The sequence below is a fragment of the Enterococcus infantis genome (genome assembly GCF_049166715.1).
In the GTDB taxonomy this organism is placed as follows: domain Bacteria; phylum Bacillota; class Bacilli; order Lactobacillales; family Enterococcaceae; genus Enterococcus_C; species Enterococcus_C leclercqii.
Genome location: NZ_JBMHFB010000006.1, coordinates 134,447 through 160,241, shown reverse-complemented (window position 1 = coordinate 160,241; position 25,795 = coordinate 134,447). Strand labels below are relative to the sequence as shown.

Here is a 25,795-nt window from a genome sequence, read left to right as displayed (position 1 = left end):
TTACTTAGGCTGATAACGTTGCGTTCAGGTGCATGTAAAAAAGCGAAAGGCACCCATCGCGTAACGTTTGCTTTTCGCTTTTATAATCTTCTACATCAAAACGAGAATAAAAGCAATTACGATACCCAAGATTGGCACAGCTTCTACCAGGGCAACCCCGATAAACATCGTTGAACGTAATTGACCGGCAATCTCAGGTTGACGAGCCATTGATTCCAAAGTTTGTGAGATAACGCGTCCGTTACCATAACCGGCACCGATTGCGGCACCTAATACTGCGATTGCTGCTGCGATTGAATTCAAGTCCATAATTTTTTTCCTCCTAAAGTTGTGAAAATTGATAATGTTTGATGCATCAGTGTTCTGACTCCACCTTGTGGCTCATGAATACCATGGACAAAGTGACGAATACATAAGCTTGGATCGCACCGATAAACAGTGAGAATCCGATCCAGATCATCTCAAGGGGCATCACAATCGGTAGTGACCACCAGCCTAAACCGTTGGCCATCGTAACGATTAATCCCAGCAAAACTTCGCCGGCATAGATATTCCCATAAAGACGTAACCCCAACGTGATCACGTTGGTGAACTCTTCAATGATCTTGATTGGCAGCAAAAACGCCACCGGCTCCAGGAAGGAGTTCTTGATGTAACCGCCAAATCCAAATTTTTGGACCCCGAAGAAATGAGTCATGACGATCATCATCATAGCAAGAGACATCGTAACGATCGGGTCGGCTGTGGGACTCTTCCATAGAGAAAGCTCTTGTCCGCCGCTTTCAACAGCGATCTTAGTGACCAGACCAATTTCATTTGCAACGAAAATGAACAGAAACAAGGTCACTGACAGCAAATGAAAGTTGTTGACTTCTTTTGTCGAAAGATTGTCTTTCAAGATGCCCCGCACAAAATCGATCAACCATTCGATCACATTCTGCTTTCCCTTTGGCCTCAATTGCAAGTTGCGGGTACATATGAAGACAAAGGCAAATACAATAATACAACTAAGCAAAGTCATGATCACCACAGTACCATCGAACCAGACTGGACCGATTTGGAACATCAAGGATTTTTCTTTCAAAATTCCTCACCTCTTTTCCTGCAAGATCCCTCAAAATATTTTGGTAAATAATGCCAAAAAAGCTTTAAGGCGGGTAACCACTGGGTATCATACCACCGTGAAAAGAAAATTTCAAAGTATTTTCACGAAAATTAGACAATCACAAATTTTTGCCTATTTTTGGATGACGCGACGGCATTTCCCACATTGGATATTCACAACAGAAAGATCTTTTTTTAGTCAAAGACCTTCTATTATTGATTAAATGCTAACAAAAAGGCCTGATTTAATAAAGCAATAGCCCTTGGTTGGTCACAAAGAATTTAGATAAGAAGCAGATGAGAGAAAATGCTTGTTTTCTAAATTGTACTTTTTTCAAGGAAGAATTGTTGATTTCAGGTAGCAGCCCTTACAGCCGCCCTTCTTTTGGTTTTCTTCAAGACATTCTCAGACTGTTCTATTGTCAGCCCCGATCCTTCAAAGCTCGTGAAATCTGACGTTCTTGGTCTTTTCTCTTCAATGTTTCCCGTTTGTCATATTGCTTTTTCCCTTTGGCCAAACCAATCAATACTTTGGCATAACCATCTTTGATATAGACTTTCAAAGGGACCACCGCCATTCCTGCTTGCTTCATTTCTCCATATAAGCGGTCAATCTGTTTGCGGTGCATCAACAATTTACGGGTTCGCAAAGGATCGTGATTAAAAATGTTGCCCTGCTCATAAGGGCTGATGTGGACGTTGTACAAAAAGGCCTCGCCGTTGCGGATTCGGACAAAGCCGTCCTTCAAATTAATCCGGCTGTTGCGGATTGCCTTGATTTCAGTTCCTTGCAGAACCATTCCCGCCTCGATGGTATCCACGATTGTGTAATCATGACGGGCTTTTTTATTTTGGGCGATCAGTCGGCCCTCACCTTTTGGCATGTGGCTTCCTCATTTCTAGTAAAAATTTCTCGTTTTGCAGCTATGAAAAGCGGTTTGCGCGGTTTACCAGTGAGCTTTCCAATGCTTTATTGTTACTTACGGCCTTTTTTCTTTATCCCTTTATAAAAAGGCTTTTTCGTTTTGCTCTTATCTTTTCGTCCTTTTTTTCCAGCAGATTCTGCGGAACGATGGGCATTTTTCTTGCCGGCTTTTTGGTTACTATTACTTTGACGCTCCCGCTTGTCGTTATTCCGTCGACGTTTGCGGTTTACTTGCGGTCGTTGCATCGGTTCAACTTCCTCAGCAGATACCAGCTCAAAATCAATGTCCTGGGTTACCGGATCGGCTTTGACGACTTTTACTCTGACCTTTTGACCAATTTTAAACGTCAGCCCCGTGCGTTCCCCCACCAAAACCAGCTGGGTTTCCATATAATGGAAATAGTCTTGTTTCAAAGTATTGATATGAATCAGACCTTCGATTGTATTAGGAAGTTCTATGAAAAGTCCAAATTTCACCACAGAGCTGATGATGCCATCAAACTCTTCTCCAACGTGTTCGGCCATGTATTCGGCTTTTTTCATGGCATCGACTTCACGTTCACAATCCACGGCCCGCCGTTCCATCTGAGACGAATGCAGCGCAATCTCTGGCAATTTTTCAGCCCATTTCTCCTGATTTTCACTACGGATATCTTCTGAATAAGAGCGGATCAGACGATGCACGATCAAATCAGGGTAACGGCGAATCGGTGAAGTAAAGTGAGTATAGTAATCCGCAGCCAAGCCGTAATGTCCCAGGTTTTCCTCGGAATACTTCGCTTGTTGCATAGAGCGCAGTAACATGGTATTTACCACGAAGGACTCTGGTTTTTCGGCGACGTCGGCCACCACTTTTTGCAGATCTTTTGGAGTGATGCTGCCTTTAGTGGCTCTCACTACTAACCCCAATGTTGCCGCAAAATCAAAGAAGCGTCGCAACTTGTCTTCTTTTGGTTCTTCGTGAATCCGGTAGATAAATGGCAAGTGGCGTCGATTGAAATGCTCCGCGACGGTTTCATTGGCAGCCAGCATGAAGGACTCAATTAAGCGCTCTCCTACCCCACGCTCTCGCAACAGAATATCTTGGGGATTGCCATTTTCATCCACCAACACTTTAGCTTCTCGATCTTCAAAAGAAACAGCACCACGGCGGATTCGTTTGTTTTCTAAAATACGGTGCAGCTCTGCCATCTCCTGAAACATAGGTACCAAAGCGTGGTAGCGAGTCATCGTCTCTTCATCGGCTGTTTCAAGTATTTGATTGACAGCAGTATAGGTCATACGCTCAGTCGTTTGGATAATACTGGAAAAGATTTCGTGTGCCACCACATCCCCATTTTCATTAATTTCCATTTCACAGCTCATAGTGAGTCGCGGCACGCGGGGGTTCAAGGAACAAATGCCATTAGACAAGCGCTGTGGAATCATTGGAATTACCCGGTCAGTCAAATAGACACTCGTCCCTCGTTCAAAAGCTTCTCCATCCAAGGGGCTGTCCTCCGTAACATAATAAGAAACGTCAGCTATATGCACCCCTAAAAAGTAATGGCCATTTTCCAATTTACGAACGGTCACCGCATCATCCAGATCTTTGGCATCTTCTCCATCGATTGTTACAATCAGTTGCTCCCGCAAATCCCGTCGTTCTGGAAACGCCTCAGGATCAATGCTGTCAGGAACGCTATCCGCCTGTTTCAACACCGCTTCCGGAAAAGCTGTCGGAATCCCATGTGCAGCAATAATCGACAAAATATCCATTCCCGGATCATTTTTGTGTCCCAATACGGATTTGACGATTCCTTCCAGACTAGTGGCATAGCCTTGTTCCGGATAATGGGTGATTTCCACCAACACGATGGCGCCATCCACCGGTCGAATGCCTTCAGCGGCTACCATTACTTTTAATTCCGCTTGCTTTTTGTCTTTAGGTTTCACAACACCATATAAATCGGTTTCCGCGATTTCTTCTTCGGAAAACAAAGTGAACTCTCCTACCAACTGCGTGATGGCCCGTTTACGAACTTCTACCACTTTGCCTTCGGGTCCCTTGTCGCCAAAGGGATCCGCAGCGGCTGTGATATCCACAGCAACAGTATCACCATCCATGGCATAGCCGGTTGCCCCTTTGGGAATATAGATATCCTCTTCTTCCGTGTCATAATCGACAAAGCCAAAGCCACGCTCATTTCCCCGAAAGACGCCTTCAATTAAAACTTGCGGTTCAGGCAGCTTGATTTTTCCTTTTTTGGTAAAGACTAGACTGCCTTCTCGTTCCATGGCTGCAATGGTCTGCACCAGCGCTTTGTAATCCGCACTTTTTTGTAATTTCAGACCGGCTGCAATCTCTTCGGCGGAAAAACTCTTTTTCTCCTGGCCGCCGATATACCGCCGAATCTGTTCTTTCAAATTTTCTTTCACTATTTTTCCTCATTCCAAGGTAGATTTTCAATAAAGTTCAAGACGGTCGCTTCAAATTGTTTATGGACAGGATCAACGGTGATCACATGCCCACTTTCGGCAAACCAGTGAAGACTGACATCTGTTTGCGGCAATGCTTGTAGCGTTTGATAAACCGTTGTTGCCGCGATCATCTCGTCTTTGCCTCCTTGTGCCAGATAGATTGGCACCTGTAGAAGCGAGAGTCGTTTTGCAACCTGCTCCCCTAGAGCTTCGATTGCTTGCAGCTGTCCGCCAACCAATTCGCTAATCTGTCCCAACTTCTCTGCTTGTAACACAGGGTCAAGACCGACTGTTTGATAGACTTGTTCGGCATAACGGAAAAAGTTTTCCGGTACTTGATTTTCAGTTTTGAACAGTGGTGAGCAAAAAAGGCCCCCACCGATACTCTCCGGGTGCTCTTCTTCCAGCAAGTCCATCGCCAAAATGCCGCCCATAGACAAGCCGAAAATGGCTACTTTCTCACATTCTTTGCGCAACTGCAAAAATGCCTGTCGAGCATCTTGTCGCCAATCCTCAACCGAAGCCGCCAAGATATCCAATGGCTCAAACGTGCCGTGTCCAGTTAAGATAGGTGCCGACACTGTATAATCGTTTTTTTCCAAAATCCGACTGAGCATCCGTACATCATTGGAGCTCCCGGAATATGCATGTAATAGTAGAACGCCTCGCCGACTTTTTTTCACAAAAAAAGGCCGCGGTAAACTTGGTTTTCGTTGCATCTTTTCTCACCTCGCAAATCCCATTCTATCACAACGCAGCAGAAATATCGGCAAAAAGAAACGCAGGCGCATCCTACGTGGCTGTCGTGCACAAACTAAACAATACAAGTAAACTAGTTGCTACTATTTTAAGAGCTGGGGTAGTGAAAAGCTGACTGTTTTTAGCGATTATTGAAGAAAGCCCACTGTCGCCAGTTTAATTCATCGGAAGAGGAGCTTTCCAGTATTTCTTCCTCCATTACGCAGTTGTAGACTGAACAATAAATTAGCCTTTTTAGCAAAAAACCGTGACCTGCAGCTTTACAGGTCACGGTACAGTGTGCTTATTTTGATGACAGATAAGCCAATAAGAACAGCAAGATCATCCAGGTAGCACCCATGATCGCCGTTGCTCGTTGCATGACAGCTTCAAACCCGCGGGCCTTCTGCTTACCGAACAATTCACCAGCTCCGCCTGAAAAGGCACTGGCAGCACTGTTTTGCTTGCTTGGTTGCATCATGATGGCAATAATGATCAAAACCGACAAGATGATGACCAAAGCCAGTAGAAATTCATACATTCGGTGATAGCTCCCTTCATTGCGAAATACGTCTAATATACTTTACCATATCCCCACTTTTTTGGCTACCTGAAAACGGCTTCCAAAAAAATTGCATTCTGTTTTCAAGGTCAGTAAACCTACAAGCTTGTACGAAAGGAAATTTTTCAAGAATAAAAAATGAAAGCCTGCTTGTCCCTCTACCTTTCATCAAAAAACCGCTGATCTCTAAAGACCAGCGGTAACAGCGAAACAATCTGTAGTCAAGACCCTCGCTGGATAAAACTCTCACTATTTGCGCAATACGTCGCCGTATTCCGCTTTTTCATTGAATTCCTTTTTCGCAAATGGACACAATGGAATAATTTTCAAATTGTCGCGACGAGCTTTTTCTACGCCTGCTTTAACTAATTTTTCAGCGTAGCTTTGGCCGCGGTATGCGGGGTCTACATAAGTGTGGTCGATAATGATCAGTTCATCACCAGCATTTGACCAAGTCATTTCACCGATTTCCGCTCCTTCGTCATTGTAGAGGGCAAAACGATTTTTTTCTTCTTTGATTTCCATAATTTACTCCTGCTTTCTGTTATTGATGGCATCAACTGAACAATCAAGTATTCCGATTGTTAGTTTTTGCGAATAAACTTCAATGCGCCGGTGGGACAGGTATTAATTACCCGTTCGTTGTCATCGGCACCACCGTTATCGGCGATGATCCAAGGGCGGCGACCTACTTCAAATACAGCAGGATTGCCTCGCACGCAGTTTCCAACATGGGCACAGATGTCCTTGTTGTAATAAATGTCGATGTCTTCACCGGTATATTTCCGATACCCTTGAGCCAGCAATAATTCCTCAGTGTTCTGTGCATCACCGATTCTGCTTCCGTCCATTGTATTTCCTCCTTTTTACACTCACGTCAATCATTTATTTTCTGACTAACGCAACTGCGACATGATGAATTTTTCATGCAATAATCTGTCATTGAGCTGTGCTCTGCTATGCAGTCCCCCACAGATATCCCTTTTTAAAATAACCACTTTAATTGAAGGAACACACATGGCTTTCTCTCAATAAGAAAACGCTTGTCTCAAATCACTTACATTTTATCAGCGAAGGGAAAATGTTACAAGTATTTGTATTCATCGTCACAATGTCTGAAAAAACCGAAAGTTGCTATAATTGATTTGAGGTGAAAAGATGATCAAAAAAAGCTATCTGATCTTTCAAGGTACAATCTGGGTGGTCTTTCTTTGTTTAGACTTGCTCCCAAATAGTCCTGAAAGATTCAGTGACCCGTTGAAATACTGTGGACTGTTGTCGTGTCTCGGCTTCGTCATTTTACACAGAAAACAAGCTGATCCAATCGATTGGCATCATTTATTTTGGGGGCTGGCTCTGACTTGCGGTTGCGACTACTTCTTGTTATTTACGGATTCCGCCTTTTTTCCACTTCTGATCTTTGCCGGTGTCCATGTAATCTACAGTCATCGCAACTTTCCCCAGCTACAAAAAAAGATTGTCCTCGCATATGTTGGTGGTGCGCTACTTTTGCTATTAGGCATACAACAGAAATGGTCGTACAGTACCTTTTCTTCCGGTCTGTTTTACGCTGTTTTTTTGCTGACAGATGTCATTTCAACCTTTCGATCACAGCATCCCAAACGACAGCTTCTACAAGTTGCACTCCTCTTATTTTTACTTTGCGATATCACGGTAGCAGCTTTTAATTTGTTACCGGGAAGCACCCAGAGACTTGTCGGTCCGTTGATGTGGTTCTTTTATTTTCCAGCCCAAGTCCTCTTAAGCCTCAGTGCCGCTCCCCTGCAGCTTTTAACAAAAAAAACGCCGCCTGGAGATACGGTGCTCTCAGCACGAAATGCGGAGTAAAGGAGTAAAAATGTAAAAAAGGTTCGACTGCGGGCAATTAACGCCCCTCAGTCGAACCTTTTTTGATTCAGTTGTTTTTTGATTTAGCCGCTTTCGGAAAATGAGTAGAAATAAACGTAGCTACCGTTTCCCAATAGTCAGCGGGCTGCTGTGTTTTTGCCTGCATGTGTCCTGTCGTTTCAAAGATGACACAGCTTTTCTCACCAGCGGTAGCCTCCATCAAAGTCGTCGTCTCCGTTACGGGTACCAATGGATCTTGCCGATCATGAAGAAACAGTACCGGCAGATGATTGCTCCCCAACTGGCGGGTCACTGAAGCCCGGATTAAAGAATAGCCCATTTTGCGACGAGCATAACGGTTGGCTAATACCATAAACCGATTCACCGGATATTTGGTGTATTTGTGCAGCAGCCACTTGAACTCACTGTAAACAGAGGTATAAGCGCTGTCGGAAATAATCAGTTTGACATTGTCCGGCAATTTTTCACCGCTCGCCATCAAAACAGCCGCTGCACCTAAAGAACAGCCATGGAGAATGATTTTTGCAGCGGGGTCCTGCTCACAAATTACTTGGATCCATTGCACCAAGTCAAGACGGTCTAACCACCCCATGCCAATGATTTTTCCCTCGCTGCGCCCGTGTCCCCGCAGATCCGGAACCAAAACGTTATATCCTTCATGATAATAATGCATAGCAACATCAGCCATATCTTGAAATCCGGTACTGCGGTAGCCATGAACGGCGATGACCCACCGCTGCCCTTCCTGCAAAAAGGCGGCACCGGTCAGCCGCAGACGATCCGGTGTTTCAATCTGCCAAGTGTTTTCCTGCAGCCAAAAATCAGCTCGCTCCTGCTGCTTGGAGTCGGTCACATCTTCCCAACCGGGATTCAACAGGCGGGCGCCGTCTTTCATAAACCAATCATTCTCTCGTTCCACGGCTGCATTCACAAAGAACTTCGCCCAACGGTTCAAGTAAATCAATCCTGAAGCAAGGAGCGCCAACAGCACTATCAGAACCAAAATTATCCATTTTATCATTAAATTCATCCTTACCCATTACTTTTGATGCTTTGATTACGATTCATTCCTTCAAGGCAAAATTTGCCAGCGATAACAGGCTAACCAAAAGTCCTCAATCGTCCGATAAAATCAGCTCTCTTAAAACTCTCGGGACTCGCCTCTGTCTTTCCCAAGAAAACTCACTTTTTAGTTTAACACGGTTTACAGCCGTTACCAAAAAATTGTCACAACCTTTACGCGGGCTTAATTTTCGGCAATCCCGTATAATCAAACTCGTAAAGGACGACAAGGTACCGCTCTTGCGTCCTTTGACTGACAAATCTCACACATCAAAGAAATGAGGGAGCAAAATGAATTATCGTCTGACGTCACAATCCGTTTTTCCATTAGTAGAAATTACATTGAGGAAAGGCGAACAGATTCAGTTAGAATCCGGAGCAATGGTTTATCACAACGGTCAAATTGATCTTGAAGGACACATGAATGCCAACGGAAAGAAAGGAATCGGCGGTGCTTTGCGTGCGCTGAGTCGTTCAGTTACCAGCGGAGAGAGCTTTTTCATCACCACCGCTACCGGCAAAGCTGACAATGCTGTGATCGCCATCGCACCCTCGACACCCGGCACAATCCGAGAACTAGCCATTGGAGCTACTCAATGGCGCTTGAATACTGGGGCCTATTTGAGTTCTGACAGCGGCGTTCATTACAACATGGTTCGGCAGAATATCGGTGGCGCCCTCTTTGGTGGCACTGGCGGCTTATTCGTGATGGAAACAGCCGGTAGCGGAACGATGCTGGTGACCGGCTATGGAGATATCGTGGAAGTCACACTGGATGGCAGCCATCCTTTTGTCGTAGATAACCATCATGTTGTCGCTTGGAGTGACAGTTTGAATTACCAAATCGAAGTGGCCTCTGGAGTCTTTGGCTTCAAAACCGGCGAAGGACTAGTCAATACCTTTACCGGCAGCGGGACAATTCTGATTCAAAGCCGCAATATCGAAGCCCTAGCAGGTTTGATCAGTCCTTATATCAGCACCAGCAGCAATAACTGACAACTAGCCGCCTGCTTCTCAAAAAACGCAAGAAAACGTTTTACTATCTATTTGTAAGCTTATGTTTTGTACTTTTTTCAAAGTGGGAATACAATAATAAAGTAAGTTATCAAACAACTATCAGAAAGAAGTGGACAGTATGTCAACAATCAATGCAGGCGTGGCAATGGTCAAAGTCATGAAGGCTTGGGGAATTGACCACATTTATGGCATTCCTGGAGGTTCCTTCAACTCCACCATGGACGCATTATACAAAGAACAAGATGAAATCAAATACATTCAAGTACGGCATGAAGAAGCAGGTTCGTTGGCAGCTGCGGCTGATGCAAAATTAACCGGCAAAGTGGGTGCTGTCTTTGGTTCAGCTGGTCCCGGTGCGAGCCATTTAATCAATGGTCTTTACGATGCCCAAATGGACCACGTTCCAGTATTGGCATTACTTGGTCAAGTAGCCAGCACAGCTATGAACTACAATTCTTTCCAAGAATTGAATGAAAATCCAATGTTCGCCGATGTCAGTGTCTATAACCGAACAGTTATGACACCAGAAAGTTTGCCCCATGTCGTAGACGAAGCAATCAAAGCCGCTTACCAATACAACGGTGTGGCTGTAGTTACAATTCCGGTTGATTTCGGCTATGCAGAAATCGAAGACAACTACTTGCCAACTGCCTATACCCGTCAAACAAGTTTGCCACAACTGGACGAAGCGCAATTGGAAAAAGCACTACCTCTCATTGAAGAAGCCAAACAACCGGTGCTTTACATTGGTCAAGGGTTACGAGGACATTTTGATGCGATTAAAGCCTTTTCTGAACACTTCAGCATGCCGATCATCAATGCAGTTTTAGCTAAAGGCATCGTTCCAGATCGTTACGAAAACTATCTCGGTTCAGCTGCCCGGGTCGCAACCAAACCTGCCAACGAAGCTGCCGCTGCTGCCGATTTGGTCGTTTATGTCGGTACAGATATGCCCTTTACCCAATTCTTCGTTAACCCGGCAGCGAAATTTATTCAAATTGACATCGATGCTTCCAAATTTGGCCGTCGCCACAAAGCTGACGTTGCTATCTTAGCAGACGGTGCCCAAGCTTTGGACCGCTTAGTAGAGCTGGGAGCTTCCCGTCCAGCTGATGAATGGTTGAAAGCAAATCAAGAAAATATCAAAAACTGGCATGCATGGCGCCACAGCTTCGACAACTTCGACGATGATAAATTGTTGCGTCCTGAACCAGTCTATGCGGAAGTTAACCGAATCGCCAAAGACGATGCGATTTTCGTTGTAGACGTCGGTAACGTCACTACTCATTCCGTACGTCATCTGGATATGAACGGCAAGCAAGCCTTCACGACATCCGGATGGTTTGCAACGATGGGTTACGGGGTACCTGGTGGGATTGCTGCGAAACTCAGCTACCCAAATCGCCAAGTGTTCACCTTCTCTGGTGACGGTGGTTATGCCATGAACATGCCCGACATCATCACCCAAGTCAAATACAAATTGCCAATCATCAATGTTGTGTTGACAAATGATACATTAGGCTTTATTCAAGCAGAGCAAGAAACGACTAACACCGCGCTGTTTGGTGTTGATTTGGCAGATGCTGACTTTGGTAAAGCTTCTGAAGCACTGGGAGCTAAAGGATTCACTGTAACCAGTTACGACCAGTTGCGGCCAGCCTTTGATGCTGCTGCTAAAGCAGAAGGTCCAGTCGTGATCGAAGTTAAAATCAAAAACGAAGATCCACTACCTGTAGAAGCTTTGCAATTGGATCCTTCCAAGTTCTCAGACGAACAAATCGAAGCCTTCTCTGATAAGTTCCACGTTCACGATATGCCTACATTGAATGAACTTTTAAGTAAATAAGCTGACAGATAAAAGCCTCCGACGAGAATTTTTCGTCGGAGGTTTTTTATTCTGCTATTTATCTTACCTCGTCAGTAAGCGATTAATCCTTTACCGAGATTGTTTGAATCCAACCCTCTGGTGCTGAACTATCGCCAAACTGGATGCCCGTCAGTTCCTCATATAGTTTACGAGTCACCGGACCGACTGCGGTTTCCGAATAGAACACATGGAAATCATCACCATATTGAATACCACCAATCGGACTGATAACCGCTGCAGTTCCGCAAGCACCCGCCTCTACAAAACGATCCAACTCAGCAATTGGGCAGTCTCCTTCTGCCACTGCCAATCCCAAACGATGCTCGGCTAAGTACAATAGCGAATACTTCGTGATGCTTGGCAGGATAGAGGGGGATTTAGGAGTTACAAATGTTCCGTCAGCCGTAATTCCAAAGAAATTGGCAGAACCTACTTCTTCGATTTTAGTATGGGTTTCCGGATCCAAATAAATGCAGTCGGAAAAATTCCTTTCATGAGCCAATTCTCCCGGCAGCAAGCTCGCAGCATAGTTTCCTCCCACTTTAGCGGCTCCGGTTCCTTGTGGTGCGGCTCGATCGTAATCAGACACGATAAAGTTTGTCGGTGCCAGTCCTCCTTTGAAATAAGCCCCTACAGGCATACAGAAAACTAAAAAAATATACTCATTAGCAGGATGGACGCCGATATTTTCACCCACACCAATCAAAATCGGTCGAATGTATAACGTAGCTCCCGTCCCATAAGGCGGAACATACTCTTCATTGGCTTTGACTGTTTCCTTAACACCTTTCAAAAACAAGTCTTCCGGAACCATCGGCATCAACAGCCGTCGTGCACTCCGATTCATTCGCTGGCTATTCTGATCCGGGCGGAAAAGATTGATTGCGCCATCTTTGCGGCGATAAGCTTTCAATCCTTCAAAACATTGCTGCCCATAGTGTATTGCTGGCGAACCCTCATGTATATGCAGGATATTGTCCTCAATTAGTTCCCCTTCATCCCAGGCGCCGTTTTTCCAATGAGCAATAAAACGAAATGGGGTTTTGATGTAGGAAAATCCTAGCTCATCCCACTTAATATCAACCATCCTGATCCCTCCGATCTATTTTTTCTATGGTACTACAATTTTTTGCTGCTGTCATGAAAATGTTGTAAAAATTTTCAGATTATTGCAAGCAGCTGTTTTCTTCCATTTGCAGGAAGCTTATTTCATGCTGTCGGAGGGCAATAACTTAAAAAGGCCCTACTTGACAAGATTGTCAAATAGGAGCCTTCATTCAGCGCGAATCTTTCCTTACGAATCACTGCGAAACAACAAGTTTCTCAGCGAGAGTAACATAAATTTCGCAGATTATTTGTTTTTCAAGTTGTAGAATGCGTTAACGCCTTTGTATTCAGCAACTTCACCCAATTGGTCTTCGATACGCAACAATTGGTTGTATTTTGCGATACGGTCAGTACGTGACAGAGAACCTGTTTTGATTTGACCAGCGTTTGTTGCAACAGCGATGTCAGAGATTGTAGAATCTTCTGTTTCGCCTGAACGGTGAGAAACAACTGCAGTGTAGCCAGCTTCTTTCGCCATTTCGATAGCGTTGAAAGTTTCAGTCAAAGTACCGATTTGGTTCACTTTGATCAAGATTGAGTTACCAATCCCTTTTTCGATACCTTCAGCCAATTTTTCAGTGTTGGTTACGAACAAGTCATCACCAACCAATTGGATTTTGTCTCCCAAACGGTCAGTCAACAATTTCCAACCATCCCAGTCGTTTTCATCCATACCGTCTTCGATAGTGATGATGAATGGGTATTTTTCAACCAATTCAGCCAAGTATTCAACTTGTTCAGCAGAAGTGCGTTTTGCTCCGCCTTCGCCTTCGAATTTAGCGTAGTTGTAAACGCCGTCTTCGTAGAATTCAGAAGCTGCACAGTCAAAGCCAAGACGTACATCGTCGCCAACTTTGTAGCCTGCTTTTTCAATTGCTTTAACGATTGTTTCAACAGCATCTTCAGTTCCGTCAAAACGAGGTGCGAAACCACCTTCGTCACCAACAGAAGTTTCCAAGCCGCGTTCTGCCAAGATAGATTTCAAAGCGTGGAATACTTCGGCACCCATCCGCAAACCTTCTTTGAAAGTAGGTGCGCCGACTGGCAAGATCATGAATTCTTGGAAAGCGATTGGTGCATCAGAGTGAGAACCACCGTTGATGATGTTCATCATTGGAGTAGGCAAAACTTTAGTGTTGAAGCCGCCCAAGTAGTGATACAAAGGAACTTCCAAGTAGTCAGCAGCTGCACGCGCAACAGCGATTGATACGCCCAAGATAGCGTTGGCGCCCAATTTGCCTTTGTTAGCAGTGCCGTCCAAAGCGATCATCGCTTTGTCGATAGCCATTTGATCGCGGACATCGTAACCGATGATAGCTTCAGCCAAGATGTTGTTTACATTGTCAACAGCTTTTTGAACGCCTTTGCCGCCGTAACGGGATTTGTCGCCGTCACGCAATTCAACTGCTTCATGTTCCCCAGTAGAGGCACCAGAAGGAACCATACCGCGGCCGAATGCACCTGATTCAGTGTAAACTTCTACTTCGATTGTTGGATTACCACGTGAATCCAGGACTTCGCGTGCATAAACATCAGTAATAATTGACATGTTTTGTCTCTCTCCTTTGAGTTTGTTTTTCTAAAAGGCCGAAGCCTCTATGAACAATTTTATTGAACTTATGGAATTTCTGCAAATCAAAACTCGCAATTCTCATAAGAAATTCAGATTATTTTACAGCTTTCAACAAAGCTAAGAATGAATCTGCTTCCAAACTAGCGCCGCCGACCAATGCGCCGTCAACGTTTTCTTTCGCCATATATTCAGCGATGTTTTCTGGTTTGACAGAACCGCCGTATTGGATCCGAACGCTTTCAGAAACTTCATTGTCATACAATTTTTCAACTGTTTTACGAACCACACCACAGATTTCATCTGCAATATTAGCATCCGCAGATTTACCAGTGCCAATAGCCCAAATTGGTTCGTAAGCGATAACCATGTTGGAGACTTGACCAGGAGTCAAATCTTTCAAGCCAGCAGTGATTTGTGTTTCAATCCATTCCGCTGTTTTGCCTGCTTCATAAGTTTCCAATGATTCGCCACAGCACAAGATTGGTGTCATGCCGTTTGCAAAGATTGCTTTCGCTTTTTTGTTGATTTCTTCGTCTGTTTCATGGAAGTATTCACGACGTTCGGAATGGCCGATGATGACGTATTCGATTCCCATGTCAGCCAAAGCTGCTGGAGAAGTTTCACCAGTGAAGGCACCGGCATTTTCCCAGTAGCAGTTTTGAGCTGCTAATTGTACTTCTGAGCCTTTGGTTTTGCAGCGCAGTGGTGCCAAGAACAATGCCGGAGAACCGATGACTGAATCCACAACATCTTTTGAAGGGATTGCATCTTTGACAGCCAAAGCAAATTCTTTGGCTTCGGACAATGTTTTGTTCATTTTCCAGTTGCCTGCGATGATTGGTTTACGCATTTGAGTTATCTCCTTTAAAATTCGCTTGCAGTACTCGGTTGAGTACGACAGAAAACACGGGAACCGGTCCAACCGAGGGGAGCCTCGGAAGAACCTTTTTCCGTTTCGAAATTATTTATCGTTGATTGCAGCCAAGCCAGGAAGTGTTTTGCCTTCCAAGAGTTCCAAGGAAGCACCACCACCAGTAGAAATGTGTGTGAATTTGTCAGCAAAGCCCAATTGTTCAGCTGCTGCTGCAGAATCGCCACCACCGATAATTGTAGTTGCACCTTCCAAGTTGGCAATTGCTTCACATACACCGATTGTACCGTTCGCAAAATTAGACATTTCAAACACACCCATAGGTCCGTTCCAAACGACAGTCTTTGCACCAGCCAAAGTTTCAGCAAACAAAGCGATAGACGCAGGACCGATGTCCAATGCCATTACGTCGCCTTCTATTTCCCCTTCGATAGTTTCTACAGGGACATCGTTTGAGAATTCTGCTGCACAAACATTGTCGATTGGCAATACTAATTTGTCGCCGGCTTCAGCGATTAATTCTTTTGCCAATTCGATTTTGTCAGCTTCAACCAATGATTTACCGATTTTCATGCCTTTTGCAGCGTAGAAAGTATAAGTCATACCGCCACCGATCAAGATCTTGTCCGCTTTTGGAATCAAGTTTTTGATTACGCCGATTTTGTCAGATACTTTTGCGCCACCCAAGATAGCGATCATTGGACGTTTTGGATCTTCAACTGCTTCACCGATGAACTTGATTTCTTTTTCCATCAAGAAACCGGCAACAGTTGGGATACCTGTAGAAGCAATACCTACGTTTGAAGCGTGGGCCCGGTGTGCAGTCCCGAAGGCATCATTAACAAAAACATCCCCAAGAGATGCCCAGTATTTGCCCAATTCAGAATCGTTTTTACTTTCTTTTTTACCGTCGATATCTTCGAAGCGAGTGTTTTCAAATACCAAAACGTCGCCGTCTTTCATGTCAGCAATTGCAGCTTCCAATTTTTCGCCACGCGTTTCAGGCACGAAAGTAACTTCTTTGCCTAACAATTCACCCAAACGTTTAGCAACTGGCGCCAAAGATTTGCCAGCTTTATCTTCTTCAGTTTTCACACGGCCAAGGTGAGAAAACAGAATAGCTTTTCCGCCATGATCAATTACATATTTGATAGTTGGCAGGGCTGCTTTGATACGAGTATCGTCGCCAATCACGCCATCTTTCAAAGGCACGTTGAAGTCGACACGGACCAAGACTTTTTTATCTTTTAAATCAAGATCTTCGATAGTTTTTTTAGCCATGTTGGTTCATTCCTCCAGTACATTGATTTCATTGCAAACGAGCTGTTCAGTAACAGATCGGAAGAAAAAAAGCGGGGAAGCGACGCGCTTCCCCGCTTCAAGTTCAAACTATGAACGCGTTATTGTAAGGAATCTTACAAGTTAGCGAAGTATTCCAAAGTACGAACCAATTGAGCAGTGTAAGACATTTCATTGTCGTACCAAGCAACTGTTTTAACCAATTGTTTGTCGCCAATTGTCATTACTTTTGTTTGAGTTTCGTCAAACAATGAACCGAAAGTCATGCCTACGATATCAGAAGAAACGATTGGGTCAGCAGTGTAACCGTAAGATTCGTTTGAAGCTTCTTTCATTGCTGCATTGATTTCGTCAGCTGTAACTGGTTTTTCCAAAACAGTTACTAATTCAGTCAATGAACCAGTTGGAACTGGTACACGTTGCGCAGCACCATCCAATTTGCCGTTCAGTTCAGGGATAACCAAACCGATTGCTTTAGCAGCACCAGTTGTGTTAGGAACAATGTTAGCAGCAGCTGCACGGGCACGACGGAAGTCACCTTTAGGGTGTGGAGCATCCAAAGTGTTTTGGTCGCCTGTGTAAGCGTGGATAGTTGTCATCAAGCCTTCAACGATACCGAATTTGTCTTGCAAAGTTTTAGCCATAGGAGCCAAGCAGTTAGTAGTACATGAAGCACCAGAAATAACTGTTTCTTCGCCAGTCAAAGTTTCGTGGTTAACGTTGTAAACGATTGTTGGTACATCGTTACCACCAGGAGCAGAGATAACCACGCGTTTAGCGCCGGCTTTCAAGTGCAATTCAGCTTTTTCTTTAGAAGTGAAGAAACCTGTACATTCCAAAACGATATCTACGCCAAGTTCGCCCCAAGGCAGTTCTTCAGGGTTGCGGTTAGCCAAGACTTTAACTTCTTTGCCGTTTACGTTGAATGAACCTTCGTGAACTTCAACAGTACCGTTGAAACGACCTTGAGTTGTGTCGTATTTCAACAAGTGAGCCAACATTTTAGCATCTGTCAAGTCGTTGATTGCTACTACTTCGATTCCATCTACATCTTGGATACGACGGAATGCCAAGCGTCCGATACGTCCGAAACCATTAATACCTACTTTAACTGTCATTTGAGATTTCCTCCTTATGAAAATCAAAAAAGTTATTTATTTTAAAGGGTCGCCCCTTTTAAAATCTCGTTTGCAGCGGCTTCATCTGTGATGAGCCACGTTTGCTTCGGTGCATTTTTCATATAGGCACCGATTGCTTTTGCCTTGCTTTTGCCACCGGCGATTGCGACGATGATGGGAACTTTCTTCAGTTCTGCCAACTCGATGCCAATCCGGGGGACTTTATGAACCACTTCTCCTTGTTCATTGAAGAAATAGCCAAATGACTCGGCAACGGCGTTTTGCTGTTTGAGCATCACGATCTCGTCTTCGGTCATCTTACGGCGTGCAGCCATGTGAACAGCGCGTCCAATACTGTGAATTACACAATTTGCGTGACTGATCAAATCCAAAACTTCTTGGATGGAAGGCTCAGTCAACAAGGAGCGATAGGTGGCAGCACTCAATTGTTCTGGGACATACAAAGCTCGGTAGTCTCCATTCGTTCGCATTGCCATAACAGAAGCAACGGAATTGGCCTGTACCGTCACTGCTTCGCCGATTCCTCCGCGGGCAGGTACAAACAGGTTGTGGCGTTTTTCGCTTTCCAAATTGGTCAAGCGTTCTGCCGCAGCGGCCATCGTTGAACCGCCCATTACCGCTATTATATTATTACCTTCCGGAAGCAATAAGTCCAATGATTCGTTTAAACAGTCACCGAACTCTGCGACGATTTTTTGCTGTCGATCACTGTCACCAACTGAAACTAAGCAACGCTGAATTCCAAAATGATCGGCTAGCTTTTTTTCAATCTGGTGCATCCCGAAGAGCTGATCCATGATTTTTCCGAGGCTGTTATAGACGTCTTCGCCTTTTTCAGTCAAGGTCATGCCACTTTTATCAGCATTAATCAATTGCAGCTTTTTCAATGTGTCGGTCTCAGAACGTAAGACACGTTCTGTCAATTCCAAACTTTCCGCCAGATTGCGTCGGCCAATGGGCTGCATCCAATAGATATTCCGCAGAATTTTGAAGCGTTCCTGCAGCACAGCCAGGATATCCGGTGCGACTGTTTCGATCAATTTTAATTCATCCAGCACACGGCACCCCTCCGAGGGACTATTTTCGTCCAACATAGACCTAAAGTGACCCATCTGGTCTAAAAAAAATGAAACACGCTGAAAAATCAACGACCTCACATGAATGATAGTACCATTTCTGAGCAGTTCATGCAACCGAAACAACCTATCTTTCCAACAGCTTTTCATAGATTTTTTTACGATAACAAAAAAACACAGCAGTCTCCTTTGCTGTGTTTTTATTAATCCTGCCTTTAGTCAAACCGTTTTCTTTTGGATGAGCTGGGGATTTTCAGTGCTTCGCGATATTTTGCAACCGTCCGTCGAGAAAGCTCAAATGATTCGGCTTTCAATAATTCGACCAGCTTTTGATCAGAGAGTGGTTTTCCTTTATCTTCGTCATTAATCAGCTCTCGCAGTCGTTTTTTGATGGTATTGGCTGAGATGTCTTCACCGTCTTCGTTTTGACCGCCCACTTTTTGACTGAAGAAGCTTTTGAGTTCGAAGACACCGAACTTCGTTTCCATATATTTTCCATTAACTGCGCGACTTACTGTGGATTCATGTACTTCCAGTTCATCAGCGATTACTTTCATGGTCAGTGGTTTCAGTGGCCGATGTTCCTGCATAAAGAAGTCTCGCTGATGTTCAACAATTGCCCCGGCGGCTCGTAGGATTGTATCTCCCCGCTGTTGAATCGTCTTTTGCAGCCATTGGAAATCCTGCTTCTTTTCTTCTAAATACTTGATTACTTCAGGGTCCTTGCTTTTGGTCATCTGATCAAAATACGTTTGTTGGAATTTAACTTCCGGCATGCCGCGGCGATTGGAAGAAACAAGAATCTCTTCTCCTGTTACTTTTACCAGCACGTCTGGAATAATGTATAAGCCATCTGTCGAACCAAAACTCGCACCGGGGGTAGGCGTCAGAGTTTGAATAAAGTCAAATACCCGCTGAATGTCAGAAACCGGCACCGTCAACGCTTTAGCGATTTCTGGCCATTTGCGATCCACCAGCTCTTGAAAATGCTCTTCCAATACTAAATAAGCAATCTCCGGCGCCGCATCATCTCGTTCTGTCTGTAACATCAAGCACTCTTGCAAATCTCGAGCCCCGACTCCCGGTGGATCCAACTGTTGAATCAGCGTCAGTGCATCCAGCATCTGAACGGCATTTGCCCCTGTTTGATCACAGGCCTCATCTAACGTGGTGGTCAAAAATCCGTTGAGATCGATATACTCTACCAGATAAAGTACCAGTGTTCGTAAATAAGTATCGCGATAGTTCAAATGAATTTGATCAATCAGATGCTCAAACAGTGAAATACGGGTATCCGGGATTTGATTAAGGTAATTGATTTCGGTTCCACTGTTTGACATTGGCTTTGAATAATTCAATGTATAGTTAGGCTCAATCACTTCAATGAGCGGATTCTCCATGGCTTCACTGTCTACAAATTCAGACAGTTCTTCCACTGAGTATTGCAGTACTTGGATGGATTGCTGCAATTTCTGCGTCAGAGCAAGCTTTTGCTTTTGTGATTGCGCTTGCGAAAAATTTTGTTGAAATTTCATGAAATTTCCTCTTGTCTTTTTATGGATTATTCGTTACACTACTTATTGTTCGGCGCTCTTAGTGTAGTGGATATCACGTAAGATTCCGGTTCTTGAGACAGGGGTTCGATTCCCTTAGAGCGCGTCATTAGCAACATAGTTGATTATACTGGAATTTTTCCGGATAATCAAAACCAGAGTGCACCGCTTCCTAATTGGAGGCGGTGTTTTTTACTCTAGCTGTCTATGAACCAACGAACTTCTGAATTTAACAAGCCAATCATCTTGTTGGAAACTACTATCAAATGGATTACGACGATGCTCATTGCAGGCTAGCTACTCTCACCAGCTTGGCATAATTTCTTTTGGAATTGGTTTCATTGATAACCCCACGCTTGGATTTCTTCTAAAAATAAATTCTTTTTCGCGGATAATCCAAATGGTTGCGACAATTTCTGTGTCAAAGCCTCTAGAAAGAACATCGCCATACATATAAATAGAAGTGAATGACACTGGCTTGCCTTGATGAGATCAAGATTAGTCAGCGTTTCAAATTTTGAACAATGAAAAACCAAGTCCCCTCCACTATTTTTTAATGGAAGTGACTTGGCTTTTATTGTAACTCACGTTTGATAGTGTTCGCTTCGTAAGAGATTGCTTAGACTATTGTCACCGTTCCTCATTAAGATCAGTGTTTTTCTTCGTCTTCATCCTCATCATCGAAGTCGTCATCTACGTCGTCATCATCAATAATGGAAAGATCTTCTTCGATACCACCAGGGACTTCTTCTTCATCATCTGATGGTTCATCTGCACCGATTTCCTGCAGATCAGAATCGTATTCAGCGATTTCTTCATCATCGTCGTCATCGTCGTCATACAATTCTTTATCGTCTTCATCTTCCGTCAGATCGGTGTCTTCCGGATCATCGTCGTTATAATCGATTGCATCATCGTCATCATTGATAAACGCATTGACACGTTTGCGCTTGCGTTTTTTAGGTGTAGTTTCTTCGTCCTCATCTTCCAAGCCGGAGTTCAGCTCTTCATCGATGGAGTCAATTGCATACCAAGAACGCAATCCCCAGCGGTTTTCTCCCAATGAGATGAAACTGCCGTCGATGTTCAAGTCAGTATAAAACTGAGCCAGAGAATCGCGAATCTCGCTGTCGGATTTGCCAAGATAATTTTGGATTTGGTTGACCAAATCAGAAAAATCCATTACATCGCCTGTTTGTTCCAAAATTGCATGGGCAACTTCGATCATGGACAGCTCATTCTTGTTGAGCCCTTCAAATACTTTAATTTCCAAATTAGGACACGTCCTTTCACAGTCTACCCTTTATCATACAAAAACCAACCGCAAAAATCAATTTTAATTTTCAGACTGTCGGCAAACTTATCTTTCCCTTAGACGAGTAACTCCCGACATGGGCAGGCAAATCTTCATCCACCGAAAAATTCTTTGGAAAAAATCAAGCCGTAAAGTCCAAATCAATCTGATAATTTCCTACCAGTTCATCTGCCATAAACAAATCGTATTCAACAAAAATCTTACCAGATGTCGGTCGATCTTTTAGGCTAACCCGCAAATTCCGAGTGTAAGTGCCAAATAACATCTCGCCATAAGGAGTTCGATAACTGGTCTTCACCGTTTCCCGATAGACGAATTTCAATTTCAAGCGCATCTCACCTGAGCGGGTCAGCTGAACGGCACCGTCTGGCATAATTTTAATTGTGACCGGCACTTCAACACCGTCTGGTTGCAGCTCCTGGTAGCGAATGTACAAGGTATCGCCAATATTGACGATTTGACCGCTAATATCGAAATAAAAATCCTGGGTTTCCCCGTGTTGCGTGACTTTGGTGGCCAAGTTGATAGACACCGGCAGTCCGTTTTTGATTGCCATAATTGATACTTCCCTTCTTGAATCTTCCCGCACTGTCCCGGCTACTCTGATTTGGGAGGTGCCAGTGCAGAGCTTTTTCTTTGAGGCGGATTTTTGTGACAGCTTCTCTGCCCATGATCGCCGTAAGTCACTTGTCTGCTCCGCCGTTTTTTCTTTATTGTTAACGGATTTTTACTTTTTGTCAATCAATCGCTTTTTCTCAGGACATATAGGTTATTTATTTATGGCTTTTCGTTTATAATATTGGTGTAAATCTTCAATTAAAGGAGTTTTTTTATGGGTACCCCCCTGATTTTAGATCAAACGCTTTACCCGCCAGATCAAAATTTGCTGCCTTTTGCAATCACGGACGTGCTGACGGAATATATCGGCAATCACGAGGAACCCCTGCTGCACTTCTGGCAATTGGAACACACGATGATCTTGGGCATGAAAGATACCCGGGTGCCTCATTTAAATGCTGGGTTAGCTTCCCTGCAACAAGCCGGAATGGACGTAGTTGTCCGAAATTCCGGGGGGCTGGGCGTAATTGCCGATGCTGGTGTACTCAATATTTCTTTGATTCTCCCTTTGAAAGACACCCCCTTAACCACTGCTGCAGCCTACGAAAAAATGCTGGCCTTGACCCAACGAGCCTTTCCGGAACTGAGTCTCACTACCGGTGAAGTTACAACTTCTTATTGTCCAGGTGAATTTGATCTCAGCGTCAACGGTCGCAAAATCGCCGGCATTGCCCAACGACGGATCAAACAAGGTGTGGCGGTAATGATGTATCTGAGTGTCAACGGTGATCAACAGCAACGGGGGCAAATCGTTGAAGACTTCTATCATCAAGGCCTGCAACAAGCATTTGGAACCGATGGCTATCCGCCAGTAGACCCAGACAGTATGACAACGGTGGCCGACTGTTTGGCATCTCCTATTAGTATCAAAGAAGCGACCCAACGCTTTTGTACTGCCTTTCATCCAGCTGCTCAAATCATAAACAGCAGTCAATGGCTGCTGGAAAATGGCGACCTTGAGCTGTACCAACAGCGGATCAACAGCATGATCCAACGCAATCAGTTAATAAAGGAGTTGACAGAAAGTGATCTGTTATAAAGAGCAAATGCTCCCCATTGAAAAAGTATTTCGTGATCCCGTCCACAATTATATCCATGTTCAGCATCAGGTGATTCTTGATTTGATCAACGCCAAAGAATTCCAACGATTGCGCCGAGTCAAGCAATTAGGAACTTCTTCTTTTACCTTCCATGGTGCCGAGCATACCCGCTTTGCCCACTCGTTAGGAGTTTATGAGATTGCCAGAAGAATCTGTGATATTTTCGTCCGCAATTATTCGGTTGAAAAAATCGGCCCTGGCGGCTGGGATGATAGTGAGCGTCTCGTTACGCTGTGTGCTGCCTTACTTCATGATTTAGGACATGGGCCCTTTTCTCACACCTTTGAGCATATTTTCCACACAGATCATGAGGCTGTCACCGTTGAAATTATCACTTCACCGGAAACAGAAATTTTTCAGATTCTCAATCGAGTCGAAGCCGGCTTCCCAGAAAAAGTTGCTAGTGTTATCACTCATGAATATCCCAATCCGCAAGTAGTTCAGATGATTTCAAGTCAGATTGATGCTGACCGTATGGATTACCTGTTGCGAGATGCGTATTTTACCGGTACCGAATACGGAACCTTTGATTTGACTCGTATTTTGCGAGTGATTCGGCCGTATGAAGGGGGAATCGCATTTTCATACAGTGGGATGCACGCAGTAGAGGATTACATCGTTAGTCGCTACCAAATGTATGTCCAAGTCTATTTCCACAAAGTCTCCCGGGGGATGGAAGTTATGCTGGAACATTTACTGGATCGCGCACACGAGCTTTATCAGGATTCTCCGGAAATCTTTGCGATGCATTCCCAGCTTTTAATCCCTTTTCTAAAAGAAGAGTTCACCTTGGCCGATTACTTGAAGTTGGACGACGGTGTTTTGACCACTTATTTCATCCAGTGGGCCGATGAAGCAGATCCACTTTTGAGTGATTTAGCGAAACGTTGGCTGAATCGCAAGCCATTGAAATCTGCTGCTTTTGATGAAGAAACACAGCTGCCTTTGATTGCTGAATTGAAACATCTGGTTGAAACAGTCGGCTTTGACCCGCAGTATTACACGGCTATCAATTCCAGCTATGATCTGCCCTATGACTTTTACCGACCGAAATCTGGCGTTCATCGTACCCAGATTGAACTGCAGCAAAACGATGGCACCTTGATAGAGTTGTCAAAAGTCAGCCAGCTGGTGGCCGCTATCGCTGGTCAGAAAACCATTGATCACCGTTTTTATTTTCCAAAAGAAATGGTTGACCGTAAAGCTTCCGCCAACTATGATTTATTTAGCGATACGTATCAGGAATTTGCCGTCCATATCCATAACGGCGCCCTGATCTGATACTCGAAGGATTTAAAACGAGGAATCGCCTAAGCGGTCCCTCGTTTTTTCAGCTTTCAGTATCCTAAAAAAGCAAGAACACCCCGCCCGGCTGAGCAGTTTTACTTTTTTATTGCCTAATAGTATGAAAAGCCGTTACTCCTCACGCTAAATAAAATGCAGCTGGCTACTGGCTTCAAATTGCACAGCGCCACGGGTGTTCAATACTGCAAAAGGAGAATTACACTATGTCAATCCGCATGATTGCCATTGATATCGATGGCACCCTGGTTAATTCAGAGCGAAAAATCACCGAAAAGGTCAAACAAACACTGATGACTGCCCGAGAAAAAGGCGTCAAGATTGTTCTTTGCACCGGTCGTCCTTTTCCAGGCGTCGAACCGGAACTAGCTGAGCTGGGGCTAGTGACCGCTCAAGATTATGTCATCACTTATAACGGCTCGCTGGTTCAAAATGTCGGCACAAAAGACACGATTTTCTCTGCCGGGCTGACCAACGACGACTTTTTAGAGATCAATTACATGGCACAAAAACTAGGCGTCCATCTACACACGTCTTCGACAGATGCCATCTACACTGCTAATCGCGACATCAGTCCTTACACTGTCTATGAGTCTTTTCTGGTGCATATGCCCATCAAATACCGTAGTGCAGACGAAATGATGGCCGATCCAGTAGCAATCATCAAAATGATGATGATTGACGAACCAGAAATATTAGATGCGGCGATTACGCAACTGCCAGCTGAGTTTAGAGAACGCTACACCGTCGTAAAAAGTGCGCCTTTTTATCTGGAGATCCTGCATCAAGGGGCCAGTAAAGGTGTCGCCTTGTCACACTTGGCCAATCATCTTGGCTTAAAAGCAGATGAAGTAATGGCGATTGGCGACAACGAAAACGATCTGACCATGATCGATTACGCTGGAATTGGTGTCGCCATGGCAAATGCCATCGATGAAGTCAAAGAGGCAGCCGACGTCACCACTGCTTCCAACGATGAAGACGGCGTGGCTTTAATCGTTGAACAGTACGTTCTTTAAGGCTTGCTTTGATAAATAGTCCATTTTGAAGACAAAAATCGTTACATGCGCGCCTAAAAGAAGTCGGTTATCATAAACCAGCACCACCCTATTTTTTGCGACTCTCATCTTTTTACAATCCTCATTAGTAGAGCAACTGACGAGTGCTGTTTTGCACAAGTGGACAGCAAGTCCGCTCTTTCACAAAAAGAATTGTGGCAATCGTCTAGTTAACCTCAT

General features: G+C 44.3%; 23 protein-coding genes and 1 tRNA gene. 6 read left to right on the top strand and 18 right to left on the bottom strand.

Annotation, left to right across the window (positions count from 1 at the left end; all coding sequences use genetic code 11):
- Positions 1 to 90 precede the first annotated feature (90 nt).
- The 9 genes from atpE to ACOMA8_RS08830 form a co-directional block, all read right to left on the bottom strand.
- Positions 91 to 303, bottom strand: a complete 213-nt coding sequence (gene atpE, locus ACOMA8_RS08870; RefSeq protein WP_161869654.1) for an ATP synthase F0 subunit C — start codon at positions 301 to 303, stop codon at positions 91 to 93.
- Between the two features lie 52 nt (positions 304 to 355).
- A complete protein-coding gene (gene atpB / locus ACOMA8_RS08865; protein ID WP_161900185.1) occupies positions 356 to 1,084 on the bottom strand; it encodes a F0F1 ATP synthase subunit A in 729 nt (242 codons plus the stop codon).
- Positions 1,085 to 1,526: 442 nt separating this feature from the next.
- Positions 1,527 to 1,988 carry an SsrA-binding protein SmpB gene (gene smpB, locus ACOMA8_RS08860; protein ID WP_161900186.1) on the bottom strand — a complete coding sequence of 154 codons (462 nt, stop codon included), beginning with the start codon at positions 1,986 to 1,988 and terminating at the stop codon, positions 1,527 to 1,529.
- Positions 1,989 to 2,080: 92 nt separating this feature from the next.
- Positions 2,081 to 4,450: a ribonuclease R gene (rnr, locus tag ACOMA8_RS08855; protein WP_421370239.1), complete on the bottom strand. Its 2,370-nt coding sequence runs from the start codon at positions 4,448 to 4,450 to the stop codon at positions 2,081 to 2,083.
- Positions 4,447 to 5,208, bottom strand: coding sequence for an alpha/beta hydrolase (locus ACOMA8_RS08850; RefSeq protein WP_421370128.1), 762 nt, complete (start codon positions 5,206 to 5,208; stop codon positions 4,447 to 4,449). Before ACOMA8_RS08850 ends, rnr begins: the two co-directional genes overlap by 4 nt.
- Positions 5,209 to 5,531: 323 nt before the next feature.
- Positions 5,532 to 5,768: a preprotein translocase subunit SecG gene (gene secG, locus ACOMA8_RS08845; protein ID WP_161900189.1), complete on the bottom strand. Its 237-nt coding sequence runs from the start codon at positions 5,766 to 5,768 to the stop codon at positions 5,532 to 5,534.
- 270 nt (positions 5,769 to 6,038) lie between these two features.
- Entirely contained in the window at positions 6,039 to 6,314 is a 276-nt protein-coding gene (locus ACOMA8_RS08840) for a GNAT family N-acetyltransferase (RefSeq protein WP_161900190.1), read from the bottom strand.
- A 59-nt stretch (positions 6,315 to 6,373) separates the two neighbouring features.
- Positions 6,374 to 6,640 (bottom strand): (4Fe-4S)-binding protein, encoded by a 267-nt coding sequence (locus ACOMA8_RS08835; protein ID WP_421370125.1) that lies wholly within the window; start codon positions 6,638 to 6,640, stop codon positions 6,374 to 6,376.
- A gap of 1,064 nt (positions 6,641 to 7,704) precedes the next feature.
- The gene (locus ACOMA8_RS08830) at positions 7,705 to 8,679 is read right to left on the bottom strand and encodes an alpha/beta hydrolase (protein ID WP_421370123.1); all 975 of its coding nucleotides are present in this window, start codon (positions 8,677 to 8,679) and stop codon (positions 7,705 to 7,707) included.
- Between the two features lie 332 nt (positions 8,680 to 9,011).
- Between ACOMA8_RS08830 and ACOMA8_RS08825 the strand changes: the two genes are divergently transcribed.
- Together ACOMA8_RS08825 and spxB are read left to right on the top strand one after the other, a co-directional pair.
- A complete protein-coding gene (locus tag ACOMA8_RS08825; protein ID WP_421370121.1) occupies positions 9,012 to 9,716 on the top strand; it encodes a TIGR00266 family protein in 705 nt (234 codons plus the stop codon).
- A gap of 139 nt (positions 9,717 to 9,855) precedes the next feature.
- Complete coding sequence (gene spxB, locus ACOMA8_RS08820) at positions 9,856 to 11,583, top strand: pyruvate oxidase (RefSeq protein WP_421370119.1); 1,728 nt, start codon at positions 9,856 to 9,858, stop codon at positions 11,581 to 11,583.
- Positions 11,584 to 11,665: 82 nt separating this feature from the next.
- Here the strand turns inward: spxB and ACOMA8_RS08815 are convergent, their stop codons facing one another.
- The 7 genes from ACOMA8_RS08815 to rpoN all read right to left on the bottom strand — a co-directional run bounded on the left by ACOMA8_RS08815 (position 11,666) and on the right by rpoN (position 20,204).
- Positions 11,666 to 12,691: a branched-chain amino acid aminotransferase gene (locus ACOMA8_RS08815; RefSeq protein WP_421370117.1), complete on the bottom strand. Its 1,026-nt coding sequence runs from the start codon at positions 12,689 to 12,691 to the stop codon at positions 11,666 to 11,668.
- Between the two features lie 264 nt (positions 12,692 to 12,955).
- Complete coding sequence (gene eno / locus ACOMA8_RS08810; RefSeq protein WP_161900196.1) at positions 12,956 to 14,260, bottom strand: phosphopyruvate hydratase; 1,305 nt, start codon at positions 14,258 to 14,260, stop codon at positions 12,956 to 12,958.
- A gap of 118 nt (positions 14,261 to 14,378) precedes the next feature.
- Positions 14,379 to 15,134, bottom strand: coding sequence for a triose-phosphate isomerase (tpiA, locus tag ACOMA8_RS08805; RefSeq protein ID WP_421370115.1), 756 nt, complete (start codon positions 15,132 to 15,134; stop codon positions 14,379 to 14,381).
- Positions 15,135 to 15,245: 111 nt separating this feature from the next.
- A complete protein-coding gene (locus tag ACOMA8_RS08800) occupies positions 15,246 to 16,436 on the bottom strand; it encodes a phosphoglycerate kinase (RefSeq protein ID WP_161900198.1) in 1,191 nt (396 codons plus the stop codon).
- A gap of 134 nt (positions 16,437 to 16,570) precedes the next feature.
- Entirely contained in the window at positions 16,571 to 17,572 is a 1,002-nt protein-coding gene (gap, locus tag ACOMA8_RS08795; protein ID WP_161900199.1) for a type I glyceraldehyde-3-phosphate dehydrogenase, read from the bottom strand.
- Between the two features lie 41 nt (positions 17,573 to 17,613).
- A complete protein-coding gene (locus ACOMA8_RS08790) occupies positions 17,614 to 18,705 on the bottom strand; it encodes a sugar-binding transcriptional regulator (RefSeq protein WP_202622216.1) in 1,092 nt (363 codons plus the stop codon).
- 179 nt (positions 18,706 to 18,884) lie between these two features.
- Positions 18,885 to 20,204 (bottom strand): RNA polymerase factor sigma-54, encoded by a 1,320-nt coding sequence (gene rpoN / locus ACOMA8_RS08785; RefSeq protein WP_421370112.1) that lies wholly within the window; start codon positions 20,202 to 20,204, stop codon positions 18,885 to 18,887.
- A 52-nt stretch (positions 20,205 to 20,256) separates the two neighbouring features.
- On the opposite strand from rpoN, the gene ACOMA8_RS08780 reads away from it, so the two are divergent.
- A tRNA-Arg gene (locus tag ACOMA8_RS08780) sits at positions 20,257 to 20,328 on the top strand.
- Positions 20,329 to 20,871: 543 nt separating this feature from the next.
- Here the strand turns inward: ACOMA8_RS08780 and rpoE are convergent.
- Together rpoE and ACOMA8_RS08770 are read right to left on the bottom strand one after the other, a co-directional pair.
- On the bottom strand, positions 20,872 to 21,495 hold the full coding sequence (rpoE, locus tag ACOMA8_RS08775; RefSeq protein ID WP_161900202.1) for a DNA-directed RNA polymerase subunit delta: 624 nt from the start codon (positions 21,493 to 21,495) through the stop codon (positions 20,872 to 20,874).
- A 163-nt stretch (positions 21,496 to 21,658) separates the two neighbouring features.
- Positions 21,659 to 22,093, bottom strand: a complete 435-nt coding sequence (locus tag ACOMA8_RS08770; RefSeq protein WP_421370110.1) for a YwiB family protein — start codon at positions 22,091 to 22,093, stop codon at positions 21,659 to 21,661.
- A 276-nt stretch (positions 22,094 to 22,369) separates the two neighbouring features.
- Between ACOMA8_RS08770 and ACOMA8_RS08765 the strand changes: the two genes are divergently transcribed.
- The 3 genes from ACOMA8_RS08765 (at position 22,370) to yidA (ending at position 25,576) form a co-directional block, all read left to right on the top strand.
- Positions 22,370 to 23,194: a lipoate--protein ligase family protein gene (locus ACOMA8_RS08765; protein WP_421370108.1), complete on the top strand. Its 825-nt coding sequence runs from the start codon at positions 22,370 to 22,372 to the stop codon at positions 23,192 to 23,194.
- Between the two features lie 7 nt (positions 23,195 to 23,201).
- On the top strand, positions 23,202 to 24,536 hold the full coding sequence (locus ACOMA8_RS08760) for an HD domain-containing protein (protein ID WP_421370237.1): 1,335 nt from the start codon (positions 23,202 to 23,204) through the stop codon (positions 24,534 to 24,536).
- Between the two features lie 227 nt (positions 24,537 to 24,763).
- Positions 24,764 to 25,576, top strand: coding sequence for a sugar-phosphatase (gene yidA, locus ACOMA8_RS08755; protein WP_161900205.1), 813 nt, complete (start codon positions 24,764 to 24,766; stop codon positions 25,574 to 25,576).
- The last annotated feature ends 219 nt before the right edge of the window (positions 25,577 to 25,795 follow it).